Source organism: Enhydrobacter aerosaccus, assembly GCF_900167455.1.
In the GTDB taxonomy this organism is placed as follows: domain Bacteria; phylum Pseudomonadota; class Alphaproteobacteria; order Reyranellales; family Reyranellaceae; genus Reyranella; species Reyranella aerosaccus.
This window is the reverse complement of sequence record NZ_FUWJ01000019.1, coordinates 1-18,447: the sequence shown is the minus strand read 5'-3', so window position 1 is coordinate 18,447 and position 18,447 is coordinate 1. Positions and strand designations below refer to the sequence as shown.

Sequence of the window (18,447 nt, the reverse complement as noted above, 5' to 3'; positions counted from 1 at the left end):
CCCGAAAGGGGTTTAGAGCGCGCCGACATCGTTCGTTCTCACGACGTTGTTGTTGAGTCGCGTGTAGAGCAGTTCGGTCGCCTCATAGCGGCCGCCGCGACGTTCCATCTGGACCACGACATCCACGGTCTCCTCGAGGAGGCTGCGCACGTCCTCGCGAGCGAGGCCTTGCGCCTCCTCGCATTCGCGCATCAGCAAGGTCATGGCCTCGAGCGCGGCCCAGACGTTGGAGGCGTGGACCGTGGTGATGACGCCGGGGTGCCCGGACACCACCGAGCGCAGGAAGTAATAGGCGGTGCCGTCTCGCAGCTCGGGGAAGATGATGCGATCTGGCCGCATGCGAAGCGCGGCCGTCATCAGCTCCTTGGCGCTGATCTGGGCCATGGCCTGGCTCTTGTCCTGCGGATAGAGCAGGTGAACCTTGTTTCGCTGCGGCAATCCCACCAGCTCGTGCGTATCCTCGCCGGTGATGATCCTTTCATCGGGCGGGACGCCCTCGAGCAGCGCCCGGGCGAGCGAGGTCTTGCCCGACCCGGTTGCGCCGGAGATCACGATGTTCTGCTTGTACAGGACAGCCAGGCGCAGGAACTCCGCCCACTCTCTCTTGCGGTAAAGATCGGTCAGATCCTCGCGCGCCCACGTTGCCATGCCCGCCTGTTCGGCGCCGCGGGTGTAGTGGAACAGTCCAGCCTGTCTCAGCTCATCGAGCTTCCACACGCGATCGGGCGGGCGCCGGATCGTGATCGATATCGTGCCCGGCAGCGTCGCCGGCGGCATGAGCAGCTGCACGCGTTGCCCGCCCGGCAGGACGGCCGAGCAGATCGGCAGCTTCTCGTTGATCTCCTGCTTCGCCTGCGCAGCCAGGCCGCGGCAAATGGCTTCCAGCTTGGCGAGCGTGAGGCGGTCGTCCTCGATCCATTCCCACTTGCCGCGCACCTCGATTCCGATCTCGCCCGGCCGATTGATGACGATATCGGTCACGTCCTCCCGCGCCAGCAACGGCTGCAGCGGCTCGAGCAGCGAGAGCAGCGCTCGCGCGGCGCTATCGGCTGGCTGGGCCGGTGTGATTGCAGGAGGAGGCGCGTCGAGCACAATCGGACCGTCAGCGCGCCGAGACGCTGTAGACGCCGGAGAAGTCGAGGTCGTTGCGCACGAAGATATCGACGCGCTCGCCCTGGTTCTTCTTCAACACGGGCTTGATCGACAGCGTTTGGCGCAGGGTCTCCATGCCGACCTGGTTCGCCATCTGCTGGGTCGTGGAGCCCATGTTGCCGTAGATGTAGGTGCTGTTGCCGCCCTGCTGCTGGAACTGCGACTGCGCCCAGGCTCGCGCGATCGAGCCGGCATCCGACAGCAACGAAAACATCATGGCCGCGCCAAAGCGGGTCCAGAAATACGTCTCGATCTGGCCGTCCATGCCACCCCGGCCGAGCGAGTCCGCCGCCGGCGATGAGAGATCGATGACGACCGAGTTGGGCGTCTCGGCGCGGCTCCACACCACGCCGATCCGCTCCTGGCCTTGCTGCAGGCCGCTATTGTATTCGCCGAGGACTATGGTTCCGGCATCGAGCAGCACGACGGTGCCATTGGCGCTGTAGACATCATGCTCGAGGTGGCAGCGCACGAAGCCCGCCGTCGTGGTGTCCATCGCCGTGTCGAGGATGCAGGGCACGAGCGTGCCGGCCGACAGACGCAAGGTCGGGTCGCCGAGGTTGCGCGCCTTGACCTTCATGATTGGCGTGGTGGCCAGGTTGCGGCTGATCTCGGTTTGGCCCATGGGCCGATCGGCGTTCGCAGCGGACACCGGACGCGCGTTCGCATTGGGGTTCTGCTGGCCTTGCGTCGCCATCGCCATCAGCGGCGCGCGCTGCACCTTCTCGGCCAGATCGTCGGCTTTCGACTTCGGCGGCGGGACCATGGCGGCCGGCTGCAACGGCGTGGGCGTTGCCGCCTGCACTGGCGGCTGCTTGGGTTCCATCAGATCCGGCGGCCGCACGACCGGCGCGGTCGGCGGTGCCTCGGGCGGCGTTGCCGGCTGATTGTTCGCCCGGATGTTGAAATAGAGCATGGTCAGCACGAGGACCACGGCAGTGCCGCCGGCAGCGACGGCAAGCGGAATACGGCCCTTCTTCGCGATCGCCGAGATCGCGCTGGCCGGCGCTTCCTCGGCAGCGCCAGGCCGAAGGCCGGGAGCTCCCAGGGTCGGCGTCGCCGGCACCGCGGTTTCCACTTCTGGGGCAGACTCGATCGCAGCCGTCTCCTCGCCTTCCGGCAATGGCGGCAAGTCTTCGGGCGGGAGCTGCCCGGCCGCGGCGTGATCGAAGGTGTCGCCCGGTTGCGGGGTGCCGGCGGCCGGCTCGCCCTGCGCGTCCTCGCGGTCGTAGAAGCCGCCGCCCTTGCCGAGTTTGGTCATTGGTCGCTCCCGATCTTGATCTGCCGCACGTAGCCCTCGCCGACCGTGCCGTTGCCGCGCGGCGCGGCCGCCGGCGCGTAAGCCTCGTTGTAGATGCAGATCACCTGCGGCCCGATGCGCAGGCGCCAGGCCGCCGCCACGGTGCCCAGCACCGCGACATCGCCCTGCATGTTGACCTGGACGATGCGCTCCTCGCCGGCGCCGTCGACGGCGTAGATCGACGGGATCTCGGTTTGGCCGGCGAAGCGGAACGCCGTCACCTGGCCGTTGTCCCACGCGTCCGTTGGCGCGTAGTTCGCCGTGCCGGTGAGCGTGTAGCGATAGTTGAGGGTGCCGGAGAAGGCTTGCGTGGCCATGGCTGCGCCGAAATTGGCCTGGCGCTCCTTCTCCGCTTCCGCCTTCTTCTTCGCCGCTTCCACGCCGGGATAGAGGAACTTGACCTTGACCATCGAAGGCTCGCCCGCCTCCGACTGGAACTCGAACTGATAGGTGCGCAGCGACCCATCCGGCGTGACCGCTGTCACGACGGCATTGGTGCGCTTGGCTTCCTCGCGCTGCTTGACGAACAGGATGTTGCCCGTGGGTGCCACTTCCCACGAGACGGTGTCGCCCATCGCCACGTTGCGAATGGTCTCGTCAGACGCAATCTCGATCGTCTGGACCCAGCGCAGTGACGTTGTGATCGTGTAGACCTGCCATTCGTTGTAGTTGACGTAGCGGACTCGCGAATCGAGCGCGCCGGAGCGCGGCGTCTCGTTGGCATAGGCGCGCCACGACACCGTCGCCGGCGCCGCGAGCGCAAAGGCGGACACGGCCGCCAGGATGACCCCTTTCTTCACTTCGGCACCTCCTCATCGACGCGATAGGCCGTTACCTCGAAGCCGCGGGCGCTGATGAAGCGGTCGCTTTCCTTGAGCGGCCGATCCACGAAGCGATAGGTGACTGTCGCCACCATCCGCTCCGCCGGCCGCGTCGTTCCGTTGCGCTCGTGCACGATCTTGAGAAAGCGGACGTTGGCCGAAGCGTCCGGCGTCGTGCCGAGCGCGACCGACAGAATGTCGATCTGGACCCAATCGCGATCGCCATAGAGCTGCTGCGGTGACTGCGCATTGGATTGCGCGAACCAGGCCGCGTAGCGCTCCTGTTCGCGCTTGTCCGACATGATCGAAACGGCATGGAAGTTCGCCGCGCGATCGGCCCAGGTGTAGCTCTCGCGGAAGGTGACGTATTTGCCGAGCCAGTATTTGCGCTCGGCATCCTCGACCGGGACCTGCTTCTGCCCGTTCAACGTCGTCAGAACATCGACAGCGCCGGTCTGGTCGACTCGCACGACCACCGGCGGCATGACCGTCTTGAGCGGGGCCAGCAGCGCCATGCCGAGGAAGCCCAGGACGGCAACGCCGGTCATCGCCATGGCGACGCGCCAGGCGCGCCGCTCCGATCGCTGATAGCGCTGGACCCGGTCGTCATCGAAGGACGACGCCTCCGCAACGTAGGCCGCCCATTCGGGGCCTTTGACCGCTTCAACCATTGCAGGCCACCTCGACGATTTGCGCGCCGGCCGGCTTCTCCGCCCGTTGATCCGAGGTCGGCGTGGTCGGATTGATCTCGAGCGAGCGCGGCGGGGGCACCGGCTCCAGTATCACCGCTCGGCTTGCGGGGCGCGCCGCCGGCCGAGCCGGCGAAGCGACCGGCGCCGGCGCTTGCCTGACCTCGCCCTCGGCGACCAGGCCTTGCACCTGCTTCAAGCCGCCCGGCCAACGCTGCGGATTGAGCGGGCGCCGGTCCGCTGTGGACGAGCATTTTCCGAGCGGGCGGCTCACGCCCGTGGCGCAGCCGCTCGCGATTAACGCCAGGCACAAGGTGCCGGCGATGATGACGCTCCGTCTCAAATTAACCTCCTCGCGAAGCTGACGCCGGCCTCGAGGCCGCTCATGGCGCTGCCGCCGCCAACCGAGCGGCTGATTCTTCCGGCTTGCAGGTAGATGAAGACGATGACGACGCAGCCCACGGCGACGTACATCACGAAGACCAGTTGATTGAGGAACGTGCCGCCGACCTTGCCGACCAGGAAGGTTGTCCAGGCCGAGATCAGGAGGTTGGAAAGCGTGCCGGCGACGACGATCAGGACGTAACGAATGGCGTAGTGGATGACCTCGCCGGCCCAGGCGTAGAACCAGCGTTGCGTGACGCCGAACAGCGCGCAGACGATGAACAGCGGCCCAACCATCAAGACCATGGCCATGCCGACTTGCGTCATCGCAATCTCGATGAAGGCGACACTGCAACAGATCACACCCAGGAAGAACAGGCCAATGATGGCGAAGCCCAGGACGACGGCCTGTGCAGGATTGAGGATCGTCACCAGGTCCCAAAGCGCCCCGATCTGGTCGACGACCTGGCCCCAGAGGGCGTCCAGCGCGCTCGCGCCGAACGTCCCGCCGACCACGGCAGCAATCGAGTCAGGAACGCCGCCGTTGCCGATCAGCCAGGCGTTGACGACCCACTTCTGGTAATAGGCCGAGGGGCCGATCACGAGCCCGACCAGCCCGACCTTTATCGCGGCCGGAAAGAACTGGCCCGCGGCCATCAAGCCCAGCATGGCGCGAATGCCCGTCACGGCGACATAGACCACCGCGAAGGTGGCCCCCGCCGTGCCGACATAGGTCACGAGGTTGCCGATCGGCCCGGCGATCGCCGAGTTCACCGCCGACAGAAGCGAGGCTAGCAGCCGTCCGAAGACCGTGCTCGAGCCGGTTGTCGTCTGCGCCCAGGCGGCGGGCGCCCAGAGCAGCCCGCCCGCAAGAGCTCCGACCAGGAGGGGAACCGTCCGCTTCATCGTCTGCCTCATTTGCCGCGCAGGCCTTGGATGGCCGTGTCTCGTGTCGACTTCTCCGCCTCAAGCGCGCGTTGCTGGTCGATATCGCCGTTCGACCGCTGCATCATCTGCATGGCATTGATCTGGTTCAGATCGTTGATGCCTTGCGTGGTCTCCGAGGCGATGCGGGCATTGAGCTGCAGGACCGTGGCTTGATCGGTCGTGCTGGCAAGCTTCTGGCGCAGCACGTCGAGATTGGCGCGCCGCTGCACGGCGGTGTTGTAGATCGCTTGCGCCGCCGCCAGTTCGCCGGCGATGCGATCGCCATGGCGCACGACTTCCTTGTTGTAGAAGTCGTTGCCGGGGAAGGTCGTGATCTGCATGCCCTGCCGGATCACCGAGGCCGCGCCATTGGCGATGTCGCCGAATGCCTGCAAGGCGCTCGGCAACACCATGTTGTTGGCGTAGTCATCGGGAACCGACGTGCGGATGGTGTTGAGCGTCGGCGCGATGACATCCATCGCCCGGCCGCCCGTGATCGCCGAATAGGTCGCCTGCGCCTGGTTATAGAGCTGCTGCAACTGCTGGAGTTGCTGCTGAAGCTGCTGCAGCTGCTGGACCAGCTGCGCATAGGCAGCGGCGTCCTCCACCGGGACCTGCGCCCGCGCCGGCGCCCCATGGAGCGCCAGCGCCATGACGAGCGCGAGGGCGGTGCCACGCGCTGGCCGGAAGAATTTAGCGACGACCATCCTTGCCTCCTTCAGCTATGGACCCGCAAGGCAAGCGCGGCCGCTTCCAGCGCGACCACGCCTGCGATGACGAGCAGGATTTCCGACAACCAGAAGCGCGCTTGCAGGCGCAGGAGCTGCGCCAGGCGCCGAAGCGCATGTTGCCGATCCGCCAGGGGCGCGCGGCCGCTGGCGAGAACGCCAACGCCGGCGCCGAAGGCGAAGGCCGCGGCCAGGGCAACGAGCGCGACCTTGGCGATGACGATCAACAACGCAAAGGCCGCGAACGCCGAGAGCGCGACGAGCAAGATCCATTCGGCGACCGACTGCGGCGGATGACTGTTGGCCGCGATCCACCAGATCGAGGCCTTCTCGCGGATGAAGGTGCCAACCGCCTGCAGCTCCTGCCCGGCCGGCGCCACCTCGAGCCCGAGGATCGCGGTGCCCCATCCGTAGCGATAGGCAGTCGGCCAGGCGACGACGGCCATGAAGATGCTGGCGAGCAGCAGCATGAACGCCTGCTTGACGACGTTGCGGGTCATGTCCGCCTCCGCCGTTTGAACGCATCCCAGCGCGAGTCGATCGGCAGGTGCTTGACCGCGTCCCATAGGCTGAAGTCGCCGGCCTCGGCCGAGGGCGAGAGGATCGCCAGCTCTTCCTTCATGCCGTGGAGATCCAGCTCGCAGACGATGCCGCTTACGATCTTGCCGCTGTCGTCGGGATCGACCTGCTTGACCAGGAACCGCCGCGACAGCGGGCTCAGGTGCGAAATCACGTCGTATTCCCGACGTGTGAACTTGAACCGCTCGTAGTCTTCCCAACTGGCGGCCGGGTTCGGCAGCGAGATCTTGGTGGCGGTCTGCTGCAAGAGCGACGCCGCGATCTCCGAATGCGCGGCATCGGACGGCGACTGTGTGACCAGGATCGCCATGCCGTTGCGCTTACGCCAGGTGCGCAGCGCATCGTCCACCTTGCGGCGGATCGAGGCATCATGCAGCGCGGCGTGGAACTCCTCGATGACCCAGGCCATGCGCCGCGTGCCGACCGTCGCATCCAGCTTCTCGAACAGGTACATCAGCAGCGGTTCGCGCGCCTCGTCGGAGCGCAGAAGCTCGGTGATGTCGATGCCGACCATGGGAATGGCGTCGTCATCGAAGCCGGCGGCGATCTGGTCTTCCTCCGCATCGAGGACCCAGCCGAGCTCGCCGCCCGCTATCCAGCGCGCCAGGCGCCGGCGCAGCTCGCGGCCCAACTGGCCCGCCAGGGCGGCCATGGTCCGTTGCTCACGCGGCATCAGCGCGATCGACGCAATGCCGCGCTCGATCTCATCGGCCTCGACCGGCGACAGTTCGCCGCTCGGTCCCATGACCAGACGCGCGATCAGGCCGCGCAGGAAGGCGGCATAGCGTGGCGTGTATTCGGCCATCGCCTTCAACGGCGCCGCGCCCGACGACAGGCCGACGCGGACGGAGCTGTATTGCCCGCCCATCATGCCGACGAAAAGCTCCGAGCTCCGGTCCTTGTCGAACATGACGATCTTGGTGCCGAGCCGCAGCAGGCCGGCCATGCCGAAGTTCAGCAGAACCGACTTGCCCGAGCCCGACATGCCGACGATCAGCGTGTGGCCGACGTCCCGGACATGGAAGGAGAAGGCATAGCGACCGCCCGAAGCGGTCTTGAGCTCCGCGACCGGCGCGCCCCAATGAAGGCCCTGCCGGCGGCCACGCGGATAGCTGTAGAGCGGCGCGAGCGCCGCGAAGTTGCGGCTGGTGATCCCTTCCGCCTTGCGTACCCGAAAGGCCATGTTGCCCGGCAGTTGCGCGAAGAAGGTCGGGATCAGAGACAGATCCTCGCGCTTGGGCAGGAAGCCGCCATCGCTGAGCGCCCGGCGGCCATCGGCCATCGCCTGGCGCATCAGCTCCGGCGTGTCGCCGTAGACCAGCAGCGAGAGGTGATGTTGTCCGATCGCAAAGCGATTGTTCTCGAGCTCCGACATCGCCTGCGACAGCGCTTCGGTCTGCGACAGCGCCTTGTCGCCGGAGGTGCGGAACTGATTCTGCTTGCGGCCCATCAAGGTCCGCGCGGCGGTCTTGGAGAGCCGCACGAAGCTCTGCGTCAGGACGAAATCGAAGGGAGCGGACAGAAGACCGGCCAGCATGCCGGGCCAGGTCTCGGAGGGATATTCGCCGACCGACAGCATGCCGGCATAGCGGCGCTCGGCTATGCCGCGCAGCTCGATCGCCTCCGGGCCGAAGATCGGCCGCACCGTCAGCAGTGAGCGGCCGAGATCGCCCATCGGGACCGGCACGCGCGCCCGCTCGCCGTTCAGCACCAGGTGCAGCGCCTCGCCGACGCCCGAATAGACGACGCCGCCTTCTTCATAGGCGCGCAGTGCCGTGGGGCCATAGATTCGCAGGCCGGCGCTGACACGCGCCGCCAGCTCTTCCATCCGCTCGAGATCGGCCGGATCGACGCTCAAGGCCTTCGGCACCTTCTTGAAGGCGGCCGCCAGGCCGAGCTTCGCCAGGCGCTTGGGCAGGACGACTAGCGACAGCAGCAGCTCGTTGCGCCGCAGGCCGGCCTTGGAGAGCCGCGCGACGTAGCGCGCCTCGAGCGCGCGGCCGAAGGGCGTGCCGACGCCGCGCACCGCCGGCGGTCGCTCGAGCGACCGCACGACGTGGTGCCAGATGCCGACGCGATCGTCATCCAGCGAGCGCCAGACCTCGTTGAGCGCATTGTGGTAGTTGTCGAGGACCTGTTGCTCGATGGTCTCGAAGGCGGCGCCCTCGACCACCCACATGCGCAGCAAGGCGCCCGACTCGAGGACGACCGTCTGTTCATCGGCATGCCGGACGTAGGGAATGAAGGCCTCGGGCCGGAGCTCCGTCCGTTCGATCAGCGAGCCGCGCCGGACTTCATGGGCGAAGTCCGGCCGCTTGCCGTTCAGCGCCTTGCCGTTCACGGCCGAGCCGTTCACCGGCTTGCCGAGGCCGCGCCCCTGCTTGAGGGCCGGCAGCCTTTTCAGCAGCCGGCCCATGGGAGTGTTGGAGAGGTCAACCACGGCCGGGTTTCCTTTCGTTGATATCGGCGCTGAGCGGCGACATCGAGACGCCGCCCCACCACTTCGTGCTGGTATGGAGACCGAAGACGCGGCCGCGGGGCTGCGAGCGCAGCCACGCGAAGAACACCGCGAAGATCAGGGGATCGCGCGCCGAGACCAAGCGCGCGATCCCGTAAAAGACCACGGAGATCGGGAAGAACAGGATCATCGTTCCTGCGACGATCATGCTGCCGACGACCCCCAGCATCAGGCACGCGACGGCGGCCTCGCTCGGAACGCCGCCGTAGAGCGCTGGTCGGGTGATCGCCAGGAACAGAGGCTCTTTCCCCGGCGTGGTCACGAGCCGAACATTTTCCCGGCAATCGTGGTCGCCGACGCGGCCACGCCGACGCCAGCGAAGATGATGGCCGCGGTGCCCATGCGCATCATGCCGAACATCCACATGAGCGCGACGCCGACGATGACGATGCCGGCGACCATCTGCAGGAACGTGCTGTTGAGCTCGTTCAAGATCGACTGCGCGATGTTGTTCAGGTCCTGCGCCATGCTGGGCATGGCGAAGCCTGTAACCAGCAACGTCGTTTGCGCGGCGATGGCGCCGGCACGCTTGAGGCGCGGCCGAGCGTTCATCCAACGCAGGACGCGGCTCTTCCAAAGGGCCACGCGGGCCTTGATCGTAGAGGAATTCACTTCTCTATCTCCGTTCTCTTCACATTCCCCTTTTGACTGCCACTGTGGTCCCTGGAGCTGCCCCGGCTCCGGCTACTGGCCGCGCGCGAACAACACGCTCGCCGCGGATTGATTGAATGGATCGGCCTTGCGGCCGGCGCCGAACGGATCGGCGGACGATTCGGACGGACGCGCTTGCGCTTGCGCCGGCGCCGCCTTGACGACCCGAACCGGAACGACCGCGCTCGCTTCGGCGCCCTGCCGCGTCAGTGGCGGCACGACGTAAGCCGTCGCCTTGTTCTCGACCTGGCCGACATAGCCGTTGCGGAAGCCGGCTTGCCGATCGCCAGTGTTGTAGAGACTGAGCGCTGCCCGCAGCGCCTCCGGACCCGGCCCTACCTTCTCGGCCGCCGCTTCATAGGCCTTCATCAGGACGCGCCCGCCGGCGGCGACATTGGCGCAGGGCTCGAAGACGGCCTCGACCGTCAATCCCAGCCAGCCGAGATTGCCGGAGTTGATCTGCATCAGCCCCATATCGACGCTGCGCCCGGCTGCGATGCGCCGACGCGCTTCGGCAATCGCCGCTTCCGCGTCGCGTGGCGCCAGGCTCTCGCCGCTGGTGTTGTCATGTACCAGCCAGGGGCTCAGCGCCGACTCGTGCCGCGCGATCGCGGTCAACGTATCGGGCGCCACCTGCGGCGCGCAGGTTACGGCCAGCGCCAAGAAGGCGGCCGCGTCCATCAACGGCGCTCCTGCGGCAGGTAGCGATCCGGGATCTGGTCCTGCGACGGCAGCCGCAACGGCGCTGCCGCAGCCGGCGGCGGCGCCGACATCAACACGTCCTGCGACCGCGAGGACGTGAAGCGATCGACAGCAAAAGCACCGAGCCCCAGCAGAGCAACGAAGCCGATCCCCGCCGCGACCGCCCAGGGCGGAATGGCCGATGCGCGTCCGATGACGGAGACGGCGCTCGCGGCCGGGAACGCCGGTTCGACCGGCGCCTGGACGCGGCGCGGCGCGCTTAGCGCGGCCTGCGGACGAACTGACGCTTGAGCCGCCACGGCCGGTTGCGGCGGCGGGGCCGGCGGCGGGAGCGCCGGCGCCGCTGTCTGGGCGGCGTGCGCTTCCCTCAGATCGTGCGCCGCTTTGAGGCTGCGCTTCGCATCTTCGACGACCATTTCGGCGGCTTCCGCGATCTGCCGCGAAGCCCGCACGATCGCCAACACCGCCCCGTCGATTTCCGTCCGCGCCTTTTCCTCGACGTGCGGCATCGGCATGACGCCGGCATCGTGAACGGGCTCGAGATCGTTGTGATCGTTATTGTCGTGTGTCATCGCCCCCTCCATTCAGCGGCCGTAAAGCGTCGCCATTTCGACCAGAACGCAGCCCTGGCCGCCCGGCAGGAACATCGCGAGCCGTCCATTCACGTCGCGCTGGATGATCGTCGCCTCGCCCATCGGCATCGCTGCCGCTGCCGACTTGCCTTGCGCCGCAATGACTGCCTTGCAGTCCTGCTTGAGGTAGCTGACGCGGACCGTTTCAGCGTCGCAGTGACGATCCTCCGTCGGCGTGACGCCGACGAACGACCCGCGCGCGCCGCCGCGATCGACCTGGACCGACCAAAAGGTGCGCGAGTCCGGTTGCGTCGGATGCCAGGACGACAGCTCCTGATGCTCCGGTTCGACCGTGAGCTTGAGCGCGTCTTGCATCAGGCCGACGCAACTCGTGGCACCGCGATCGAGGGCGATACGCGGCGCCTGGAACGATGCCGGCGCCGCAGGGGCTGCCGGCACGACCGCCTGCGGCGGTGCCGCCGATGCGGCCTGTGCTGCCGATTGAGCGAAGCACGGCCCGCTCGCAAGGGCCGATGCTAGCAGCGACGCGCAAAGCGCCGCCGATCGATTGCGAGTCATTTGACAACCTCCTTCGGCGCATTGGCCCGTGTGTTCGGCTTGTCCCAGAACTTCTCGCCGCAGCGCGGCGCATCGCAGCGCCAGAACGCGCCGTAACGCTTGCCTCCGGCGCTCACGCCGCCAGGAATCAGGCGCAGCTTCGCCGCGCCGCATTTGGGGCAGGGCGTGCCGGACGATGGTGCCGGGGCCGAAGCCCGGCGCTCCAATGGACGATCGATGTCCGGCGAGCCGTCCTTGTCGGCGAACGCGCCATCGCAATCGCCTTTGCGCTCGCCGAGGCACACCCAATAGTCATAGGTCGCGCCGGTCTCGCGATCGGCGCCGACCATGTGGCGCAGCGGGCGCTTGCGGCAGACCGGACATCCGAAGTCGAAGCCGCTCACTTCATCCATCAGCCGGTCGTAGAAGGCGCCGAGCACGGCATTACGCTGCTTCTCGCCGGCAGCGATACCGTCCAACTGTTCCTCGACCTCGCGCGTATAAGCCAGGTCGACGAAGCCGAACCGTCCCGCCAGGGCGTCGATCAATTGTTCGCCGCGCGGCGTCGCATGCAGGCGACGCCGCTTCAGCTCGACATACTCGGCATTCCGAATGCGCCGCAGGATCTCGGCATAGGTCGCGGGACGGCCAACCCCTTCCCGCTCCAGGCGGCGGATCAACGAGGCTTCCGAATAGCGCTGCGGCGCGCGGGTCTTCTTCTCCTCCACTTCGCCGCGACCGACGCGCAGCCAACCGCCCTTCTTCACCAGCGGCAGCGCATTGTCGGAGTCGCGTTCTGCCGCTTGCGGTGTTTCCGGGTCTTCGGCGTCGTACAACGCCTCGACCCCGGGCAGCATGAGCGCCCGCCAACCGGGCGACTGGAGGACGCGGCGGCGGCCGACGAACTGCACCGCCCGCTTCCCCAGATCGACGCCGGAGGCCTCGACGCGTCGCACCAGATAGGCCGCGGCCTCGAGCTGCGAGGCGAGCGCGCGGCGCCAGATCATGGCGTAGAGCTTGCGCTCATCCGCCGTTTCGCCGGCGGCGTGCCGCTCCCAGGCGCTGGGAGCGATGCCCAGGTGCCCACGCTGCGCCGAGCGCGGCACTGGAAACTGGCGCAACGTGCCCACGCAGCGAAAACCCAGCGCCTCCGCTACTTCGGTGACGGCGCCAAGGACCCCGTCGCCCAGGTTGGGGTTGTCGGTCCGATGGTAGGTGATGTGGCCGTGCTCATAGAGCGCTTGGGCCAGCTCCATCGTCTTCTCGGGCGCGAACTTCAGTTCGACGCTGGCCGCCTGCTGAAGGCTCGACGTGGTGAACGGCGGCGGCGGATTCTCGCGCTCCACCTCGTCGGCGCAGTGCGTGACGGCGACGCTCTCCAGCACGGCGAGGCGATCGGCGACAGCCCGTGTCGTCAATCGGCCGTCCGGTTGCGTGCCGTCGCCGACGAGATCGAGCCACCAGGTCCCTTCTGCGCTCTGCCCATACAGCCGAACGTTGAAGTAGGTCGCGGCCTGGAAGTCGCGGATCTCGCGCTCGCGCTCGACGACGAGGCGAACGGCCGGGCTCTGCACCCGTCCCGCCGACCATGACCCGCCGTAGCGACGGGACAGTGCCGGGCTCACTGTGTAGCCAACGAGCCGGTCCCAGACGCGGCGCACTTCCTGCGCCTCGACCAGCGCCATATCGATGCGCTCGGGCTTCGCGACAGCGGCCTTGACGGTCGCCTCCGATAGTTCGGTGAAGCGGACGCGCTTCGGCGCCTGCAGGCCCAGCACGTCGGCAACGTGCCAGGCGATGCTTTCGCCTTCCCGATCCGGGTCTGTTGCCAGGTAGACCTCGGCGCCGACAACGAGGCGCGACAGCCGACGCAGTGTGTCGTGCTTGCGCGGGATCACCTGATAGGACGGGATGAAGTCGGGCGGCCCCTCGACGCTCATTCCCTCGCTCGGCAAGTCCCGGACGTGCCCCGCGGTCGCCTCGACCAACCACCCCCTACCGAGGATGGCTGCAAGGCGTCGGCGCTTCCCGGGCGATTCGATGATGAGGAGCTTGCGGCGCTCTCCTTGAGCGGCCTCGCCCGATCGGACGCTTCGGAGAGGTTTACCCCCATATAAGCCGTCGTGGCGCTCCGTTAGACGGATTCCGAAGGAATCCTGGTTAGTTAAGTTAGGAGCGTCGTAAACCCTTGGAGCGCCGTATAATTTGGCGGGATTCGGTCCCCGATCGCACGAAGGTCGGGTCCCCGATGGCACGACAGTCGTGGTACCCGATGGCACGAGGGCGCTCACAGCTTGTCCCCAGGCAGATGTGCCCGGCGATAAGAACTCATTCCCGATCGAACGGGCGCAAACTGAAGACGTTCGCCATCGCGGCCCCTTTGCATGACAAGGCGGTAGCCGGGCAGACGCTGTCCGCGCACAATTTCGCGCAGATCGTAGGCGAAGTGCTTTAGGGGAGAGAGGCTGCCGGATTTGGCGTGGAGATATACGACATCGAAGCTCCAGCCAGCTGGCTGTCGCCCGCCGTGCTTCCGGACCAACCGGTAAAGCCAGCGCTCCAGCCCGCCCGTCAAATCGAAGTAGGCTCGATCGATTGTGAGCACCAGCGATGCATCCATCACACCCGCATAGAACCAATCAGGCAAGATCAACTCGAGCCCGCGGGGCCGGCCTTGCGCGTCGGCCATCTCCTTCCATTCGTTGATCCACGAGAAGCGGTGGCGTCGGCGTTCGAGTGGTTGTCGTATCGAGGTCACGATGGTGGTGGATTGCAACCGATCGAGAGCCGCTCTCAGGCGCGTGTAGTCCCGTGTGCTTGTACCGCGGCGTACGAACGTGAGAATTTCGTAAGGAGTGGCCGCCATAAGACGCGATGTCTTGAGGCCGGCATCCCGAGCCTCAACGATCTGCGATGCCGCCCAGATCAGGACGTCCGCATCCCAGATGGTCGCCATGCCATGTTCGGGAACGGCTTCAACGCGGATGACGACCGAACTAGTCTGATAGTCGATCGGCACTACGCGCTTCGATTTTGCGAGCGAGAAGAACGGAAAGCTCATCAGCTCCTGGGAATCGCGCACCGCGAATAGGCCCGGCAGTGCTCTGAACAGATCGAGCTCGCCGCGCCCGGCACTCCGCTCGGGTCGACGGTGGATGCTGGAGACCGCATCCATCACGGGCGGCCCCTGTTCAATGCGGGCGGGGGTGCCGCATGACGCTTTGCCGGCAGTACCGGTGTCGTCAGAATTTCAGAGGTCGAGCTGCGCGTGCCTTGGTTGGCCCAGGTCTGCAAATCCTCGACGGTGTAGACGACCCGGCCGCCGATCTTTCGATACTTCGGGCCAGTGCCGTACGTGCGGTGCTTCTCCAGTGTACGGTCAGAAAGGCTTAGAAAGCGGGCAGCCTCAGATGTGCGCAAGTAGCGCGGCGGCAAGCCCGCCATCGGATCGGCCATGGGAGATACTCCATGATGCTCCGGGCTACTGGAGAGATCAGCAGCGCGTTGGCGATCACGATGGCGAACAACATTCGGCAGCGGGGATGACGGACTGGCGCAACAACGGAAACGTCACCCCCTCCCGGTTCCGGTGCCTCCCTTTAGCAATTGCCGATAGCCGCCATCTCTGATCGAGATTGCGTCCTTGACCAATCGGATGGTCTGGCCGCGCAGCGAGGATGTCTTCCACGGATCTCTGGAGACAGCGGCCGGCCCATAGAACACCAATGCCATATCGCGGTAGGAGGCCTTGGCAGGTAGGGCATCCAAGGCCCGGATCATCAGAACCAATCTGCGTCGTAGCCTTGGCGTCAGTTGCCAGGCCGATGGCATGCGCCCCGATTTTTGCCCGTCTATGAGACGATGGAAGCGCCTGAGGCCCGCAATTCGCAACGATGCCGTGTCATCCAAAGGCACTAGCGCTGCCAGTGACGCACCGGAAGATGCTTCTATCAGCCAGACATGGTGACTGCCGCCGGCATCTTCGATATGGAGATGGCGACGGTTGCTGGCGAGCCTCTCCCCTGCGACGCGGCGTGTCAGAACCTTGCCGGCTAACGTCGTGGCGACAAAGTCAGCGGGGGCATTGACCAGGACCACGCTGATGCCGACGACCTCCGGCCGCCATACTATTTCTGCCTTCGCCATACTGAGGTCCGGATCCACTACAAAAGGATAACCCCCAGCGCTCAGCCAAGGCCGCACGGGCCTCGAGGTCGAGCTCGGCCATCAACTTCTCATAGTCGTCTCTATAGCGGGGATTGCGGCGCAGGAATTCCCAGGCGATGGCAAGGCGGTCAAGCTGGCTCAGATCGTAGGCGCTGGCATCGCGCCAATCAGGTTCCCCCGCCATACGCTCCTCAAGCACGCAACATATGCTCCGTATCTATACCAGGAACACTACCTTCGGTAGTCACTAATTTGCATTGCACGACACCCCAAATCAATCGTTTGGGTTCAATGCCCTTGGGGGCGAAGCAGGTGCTTGAAGCCCGAATCACGCATCCACCGCGCGCGCGCGAGATGACCATCGTAAATGAGGCGCGACCGCTCCGGCTCGTTCACAGGATCCAGGCCGAATAGAACCATTACGACTTCACGCCAATCGGCGCCGGCGGACTCCGCGTCCAGCAAGCGGAGATACGTTCCAGCATGTCGCTCGTCATAGGAAGTGACGGTCGAACTTTTGGGTGGAACATCGTCGAACGAAACTTTGGTCATGGAGGTTTCCGTTCAATCCAGCGCAGAGCTCTGGTGCCTCCGCATTCGTGTGGAAGTCAGATCGTGATAGCGGCCACTCAAGCCACCATCCGGCGCCTCACATTAAAGCTGCTGCTGTGACGCTTGCCAAAGACGCCTCCGCCAGACTTCCTCTAACAGCGCCGAATAATGGCCGGATCGCTCATTTTGTTCAATATATCGAGGTGCCATATATCGAGCCGTCGGCTTCGCTGTCGACATGGATTTGCGGGACGTGTTCGCCGCCAACTTGCGGCGATTGCGCAATGCAAAGGGGTTATCTCAGGAAGAGCTAGCTCATCAGGCAAGCGTTAGCCGCAGCTACATGAGTCAGCTCGAAAAGGGCGAATTCTACGCCAGCCTCAACGTCATTGGTCGCCTTGCAGACGCACTCAAGGTCGAGCCAGCCGACCTGCTGAAAATGCCGTCAGGCCACAAATCGAAGTCTCGCAACTGACTTACAGGCATTGGTGCCTGCAGAGTTTCGTTCTTGAGTTAGCTCGAGACGTCTTGAATCTGACGCACGGGCAAGACCTCTTAACCTTCCGCCATCGAGTGCCAACATCAGCGAAAATTATCAGGAACTTGCCTTCAGTACGGCGCCGACCTTGGAGCAGCCGGGCATCGGACTTTATTCCCGCCTGTTTTCCGCCGCCTGTACGGCAGACTACGATGACACCCTAAACCCACTTGCGCGCATGTAAGCACTTGTTTTGTCTGGCTCAGGCGCAGTCATAAACACCCACTAGGAGCCAGGACCGTCATGCCCGCACCAGACCGTATCGTCCGCCTGAACACTCTCCTCGTCCGGACGGGCCTGTCCCGATCCACCATCTATCGCAAGATCGCCGACGGTACGTTTCCGCCGCAGATCAGGATCAGCATCAACGCCGCCGGCTGGAGGGAATCCGACGTCAATCGCTGGGTCGCAAACCCCGTGACGTGGCGACCGACGGAAGAGGTCGGTGACGTCCGCTGAGGCCACTGCGCTGGTCCATCCAGCCTACCACTGACGTTTTTTCGTCAGGCGTTTGCTTCAATTGATCGAGACAGTTGGCCCACGCCTGCATCAACTCAATCCGCTCGGACCAATAACTCGCTCGATTGTAGGTACGCCGGATTTCGTTCTGATCCTGATGCCCGAGCGCGGCCTCAATGACGTCGGGCCGGAAACCCCGTTCATTCAATATCGAGCTCGCCGCCGCCCGGAAACCGTGTGCGGTCATCTCATCCTGCGTAAAGCCCATGCGCCTCAGCGCGGCGTTCATGGCGTTTTCCGAGAGAGGGCGTGCATTGGAGCGGATAGCGGGGAACACAAGCAGGCTCTTGGGCGCGATCTCTTTCACATCGCGCAGCACATCGAGCGCCTGCCGCGACAGCGGCACGTCATGGGGCCGGCGCACTTTGGTGCGAGCGCCGTCGATGCGCCAGATCGCTCCCTCCAGGTCGATCTCTGCCCACGTTGCGCCGCGGACCTCGCCGGGGCGCGCGAATGTCAACGCCGTGAACTGAAGGGCGCACCGAAGCGTCGACCAACCGTCATAAGCGTCTATGGCCGCCAGAAGAGCACCAAGTTGCTTTTCATCGGTTATGGCGGCCCGATGCTGAACCTTGGGTGCCTTCAAGGCACCGCGCAGCAAATGAGTGGGATCGTTCTCGGCTCGCAACGTCGAGACACCGAGCCGGAAGACAGTACCGATCAAGCCGCGCAACCGCCGCGCCGTCTCTCGGCGCCCACTGCGTTCGATCCGTTGGAGCAACACGAGAATTTCCGCCGGGGTGATATCCGCGATTGGTCGGGTACCAAGATCGGGACCGGCAAGATCGACAAGCATCCATCGGTTCTTCTTAACGGTGGACTCGGCAGCCCCCTCGTCCTCGATGCGCTGTAGATACTCCTCGGCAATGCGCCCGAAGGTGTTGTTGACTGAGATGACGGCGGTCAGTTTCGCAGCCTTCTTGTTGGCCCCAGGGTCAACTCCTGAGGCCAACAGCTTCCTGGCCTCGTCGCGGAGCAGACGCGCCGTGGCAAGGGATACCGACGGATAGGCGCCGTGGGACAGCTTCTTCTGCTTCCCGCCGAACCGGTACGCCTGGTTCCAGAGTCGCGAGCCGCTTGGCTTCACCAG

The 18,447-nt window shown here is 65.5% G+C and carries 23 protein-coding genes; 2 read left to right on the top strand and 21 right to left on the bottom strand.

What is annotated here, in order from left to right:
- Positions 1 to 12: 12 nt before the first annotated feature.
- From virB11 to B5D62_RS31490, 20 genes are all read right to left on the bottom strand, one after another.
- Positions 13 to 1,092, bottom strand: coding sequence for a P-type DNA transfer ATPase VirB11 (gene virB11 / locus B5D62_RS31585; protein ID WP_218191402.1), 1,080 nt, complete (start codon positions 1,090 to 1,092; stop codon positions 13 to 15).
- A 10-nt stretch (positions 1,093 to 1,102) separates the two neighbouring features.
- Positions 1,103 to 2,413, bottom strand: coding sequence for a type IV secretion system protein VirB10 (gene virB10, locus B5D62_RS31580; protein ID WP_085938084.1), 1,311 nt, complete (start codon positions 2,411 to 2,413; stop codon positions 1,103 to 1,105).
- A complete protein-coding gene (locus B5D62_RS31575; protein WP_085938083.1) occupies positions 2,410 to 3,252 on the bottom strand; it encodes a TrbG/VirB9 family P-type conjugative transfer protein in 843 nt (280 codons plus the stop codon). Before B5D62_RS31575 ends, virB10 begins: the two co-directional genes overlap by 4 nt.
- The gene (locus B5D62_RS31570; RefSeq protein WP_085938082.1) at positions 3,249 to 3,944 is read right to left on the bottom strand and encodes a VirB8 family type IV secretion system protein; all 696 of its coding nucleotides are present in this window, start codon (positions 3,942 to 3,944) and stop codon (positions 3,249 to 3,251) included. Before B5D62_RS31570 ends, B5D62_RS31575 begins: the two co-directional genes overlap by 4 nt.
- Positions 3,937 to 4,305 carry a hypothetical protein gene (locus tag B5D62_RS31565; RefSeq protein WP_085938081.1) on the bottom strand — a complete coding sequence of 123 codons (369 nt, stop codon included), beginning with the start codon at positions 4,303 to 4,305 and terminating at the stop codon, positions 3,937 to 3,939. Before B5D62_RS31565 ends, B5D62_RS31570 begins: the two co-directional genes overlap by 8 nt.
- Entirely contained in the window at positions 4,302 to 5,252 is a 951-nt protein-coding gene (locus B5D62_RS31560) for a TrbL/VirB6 family protein (protein WP_170921251.1), read from the bottom strand. Before B5D62_RS31560 ends, B5D62_RS31565 begins: the two co-directional genes overlap by 4 nt.
- 8 nt (positions 5,253 to 5,260) lie before the next feature.
- Positions 5,261 to 5,980 (bottom strand): type IV secretion system protein, encoded by a 720-nt coding sequence (locus tag B5D62_RS31555; protein ID WP_085938079.1) that lies wholly within the window; start codon positions 5,978 to 5,980, stop codon positions 5,261 to 5,263.
- Between the two features lie 11 nt (positions 5,981 to 5,991).
- Positions 5,992 to 6,501, bottom strand: coding sequence for a hypothetical protein (locus B5D62_RS31550; RefSeq protein WP_085938078.1), 510 nt, complete (start codon positions 6,499 to 6,501; stop codon positions 5,992 to 5,994).
- Entirely contained in the window at positions 6,498 to 9,020 is a 2,523-nt protein-coding gene (locus B5D62_RS31545) for a VirB4 family type IV secretion/conjugal transfer ATPase (RefSeq protein WP_139374198.1), read from the bottom strand. Before B5D62_RS31545 ends, B5D62_RS31550 begins: the two co-directional genes overlap by 4 nt.
- Positions 9,013 to 9,360, bottom strand: a complete 348-nt coding sequence (locus B5D62_RS31540) for a VirB3 family type IV secretion system protein (RefSeq protein ID WP_170921250.1) — start codon at positions 9,358 to 9,360, stop codon at positions 9,013 to 9,015. The genes B5D62_RS31545 and B5D62_RS31540 overlap by 8 nt, the downstream gene beginning before the upstream one ends.
- Positions 9,357 to 9,710 (bottom strand): TrbC/VirB2 family protein, encoded by a 354-nt coding sequence (locus B5D62_RS31535; RefSeq protein ID WP_085938075.1) that lies wholly within the window; start codon positions 9,708 to 9,710, stop codon positions 9,357 to 9,359. Before B5D62_RS31535 ends, B5D62_RS31540 begins: the two co-directional genes overlap by 4 nt.
- 72 nt (positions 9,711 to 9,782) lie before the next feature.
- Complete coding sequence (locus tag B5D62_RS31530; RefSeq protein WP_085938074.1) at positions 9,783 to 10,430, bottom strand: lytic transglycosylase domain-containing protein; 648 nt, start codon at positions 10,428 to 10,430, stop codon at positions 9,783 to 9,785.
- On the bottom strand, positions 10,430 to 11,023 hold the full coding sequence (locus B5D62_RS31525) for a hypothetical protein (RefSeq protein ID WP_085938073.1): 594 nt from the start codon (positions 11,021 to 11,023) through the stop codon (positions 10,430 to 10,432). Before B5D62_RS31525 ends, B5D62_RS31530 begins: the two co-directional genes overlap by 1 nt.
- Before the next feature lie 12 nt (positions 11,024 to 11,035).
- Positions 11,036 to 11,602, bottom strand: a complete 567-nt coding sequence (locus B5D62_RS31520; protein ID WP_085938072.1) for a hypothetical protein — start codon at positions 11,600 to 11,602, stop codon at positions 11,036 to 11,038.
- A complete protein-coding gene (locus B5D62_RS31515) occupies positions 11,599 to 13,836 on the bottom strand; it encodes a type IA DNA topoisomerase (RefSeq protein ID WP_231715016.1) in 2,238 nt (745 codons plus the stop codon). The genes B5D62_RS31520 and B5D62_RS31515 overlap by 4 nt, the downstream gene beginning before the upstream one ends.
- Before the next feature lie 32 nt (positions 13,837 to 13,868).
- Positions 13,869 to 14,756 (bottom strand): replication initiator protein A, encoded by an 888-nt coding sequence (locus B5D62_RS31510; RefSeq protein WP_085938070.1) that lies wholly within the window; start codon positions 14,754 to 14,756, stop codon positions 13,869 to 13,871.
- Positions 14,756 to 15,037, bottom strand: coding sequence for a helix-turn-helix transcriptional regulator (locus tag B5D62_RS31505; protein ID WP_085938069.1), 282 nt, complete (start codon positions 15,035 to 15,037; stop codon positions 14,756 to 14,758). The genes B5D62_RS31510 and B5D62_RS31505 overlap by 1 nt, the downstream gene beginning before the upstream one ends.
- Before the next feature lie 114 nt (positions 15,038 to 15,151).
- A complete protein-coding gene (locus B5D62_RS31500) occupies positions 15,152 to 15,727 on the bottom strand; it encodes a DUF2285 domain-containing protein (RefSeq protein ID WP_085938068.1) in 576 nt (191 codons plus the stop codon).
- Positions 15,654 to 15,932 (bottom strand): transcriptional regulator domain-containing protein, encoded by a 279-nt coding sequence (locus B5D62_RS34445; RefSeq protein WP_419188829.1) that lies wholly within the window; start codon positions 15,930 to 15,932, stop codon positions 15,654 to 15,656. Before B5D62_RS34445 ends, B5D62_RS31500 begins: the two co-directional genes overlap by 74 nt.
- Positions 15,933 to 16,036: 104 nt before the next feature.
- Complete coding sequence (locus B5D62_RS31490; protein ID WP_085938067.1) at positions 16,037 to 16,300, bottom strand: DNA -binding domain-containing protein; 264 nt, start codon at positions 16,298 to 16,300, stop codon at positions 16,037 to 16,039.
- 238 nt (positions 16,301 to 16,538) lie between these two features.
- On the opposite strand from B5D62_RS31490, the gene B5D62_RS31485 reads away from it, so the two are divergent.
- Together B5D62_RS31485 and B5D62_RS31480 are read left to right on the top strand one after the other, a co-directional pair.
- The gene (locus B5D62_RS31485; protein ID WP_085938066.1) at positions 16,539 to 16,775 is read left to right on the top strand and encodes a helix-turn-helix domain-containing protein; all 237 of its coding nucleotides are present in this window, start codon (positions 16,539 to 16,541) and stop codon (positions 16,773 to 16,775) included.
- Positions 16,776 to 17,081: 306 nt separating this feature from the next.
- Entirely contained in the window at positions 17,082 to 17,297 is a 216-nt protein-coding gene (locus B5D62_RS31480) for a helix-turn-helix transcriptional regulator (protein ID WP_085938065.1), read from the top strand.
- On the opposite strand, the gene B5D62_RS31475 is transcribed toward B5D62_RS31480, so the two are convergent.
- Positions 17,233 to 18,447: tyrosine-type recombinase/integrase (locus B5D62_RS31475; RefSeq protein WP_139374197.1), on the bottom strand; the 1,215-nt coding region annotated here is incomplete at its 5' end. The genes B5D62_RS31480 and B5D62_RS31475 overlap by 65 nt on opposite strands.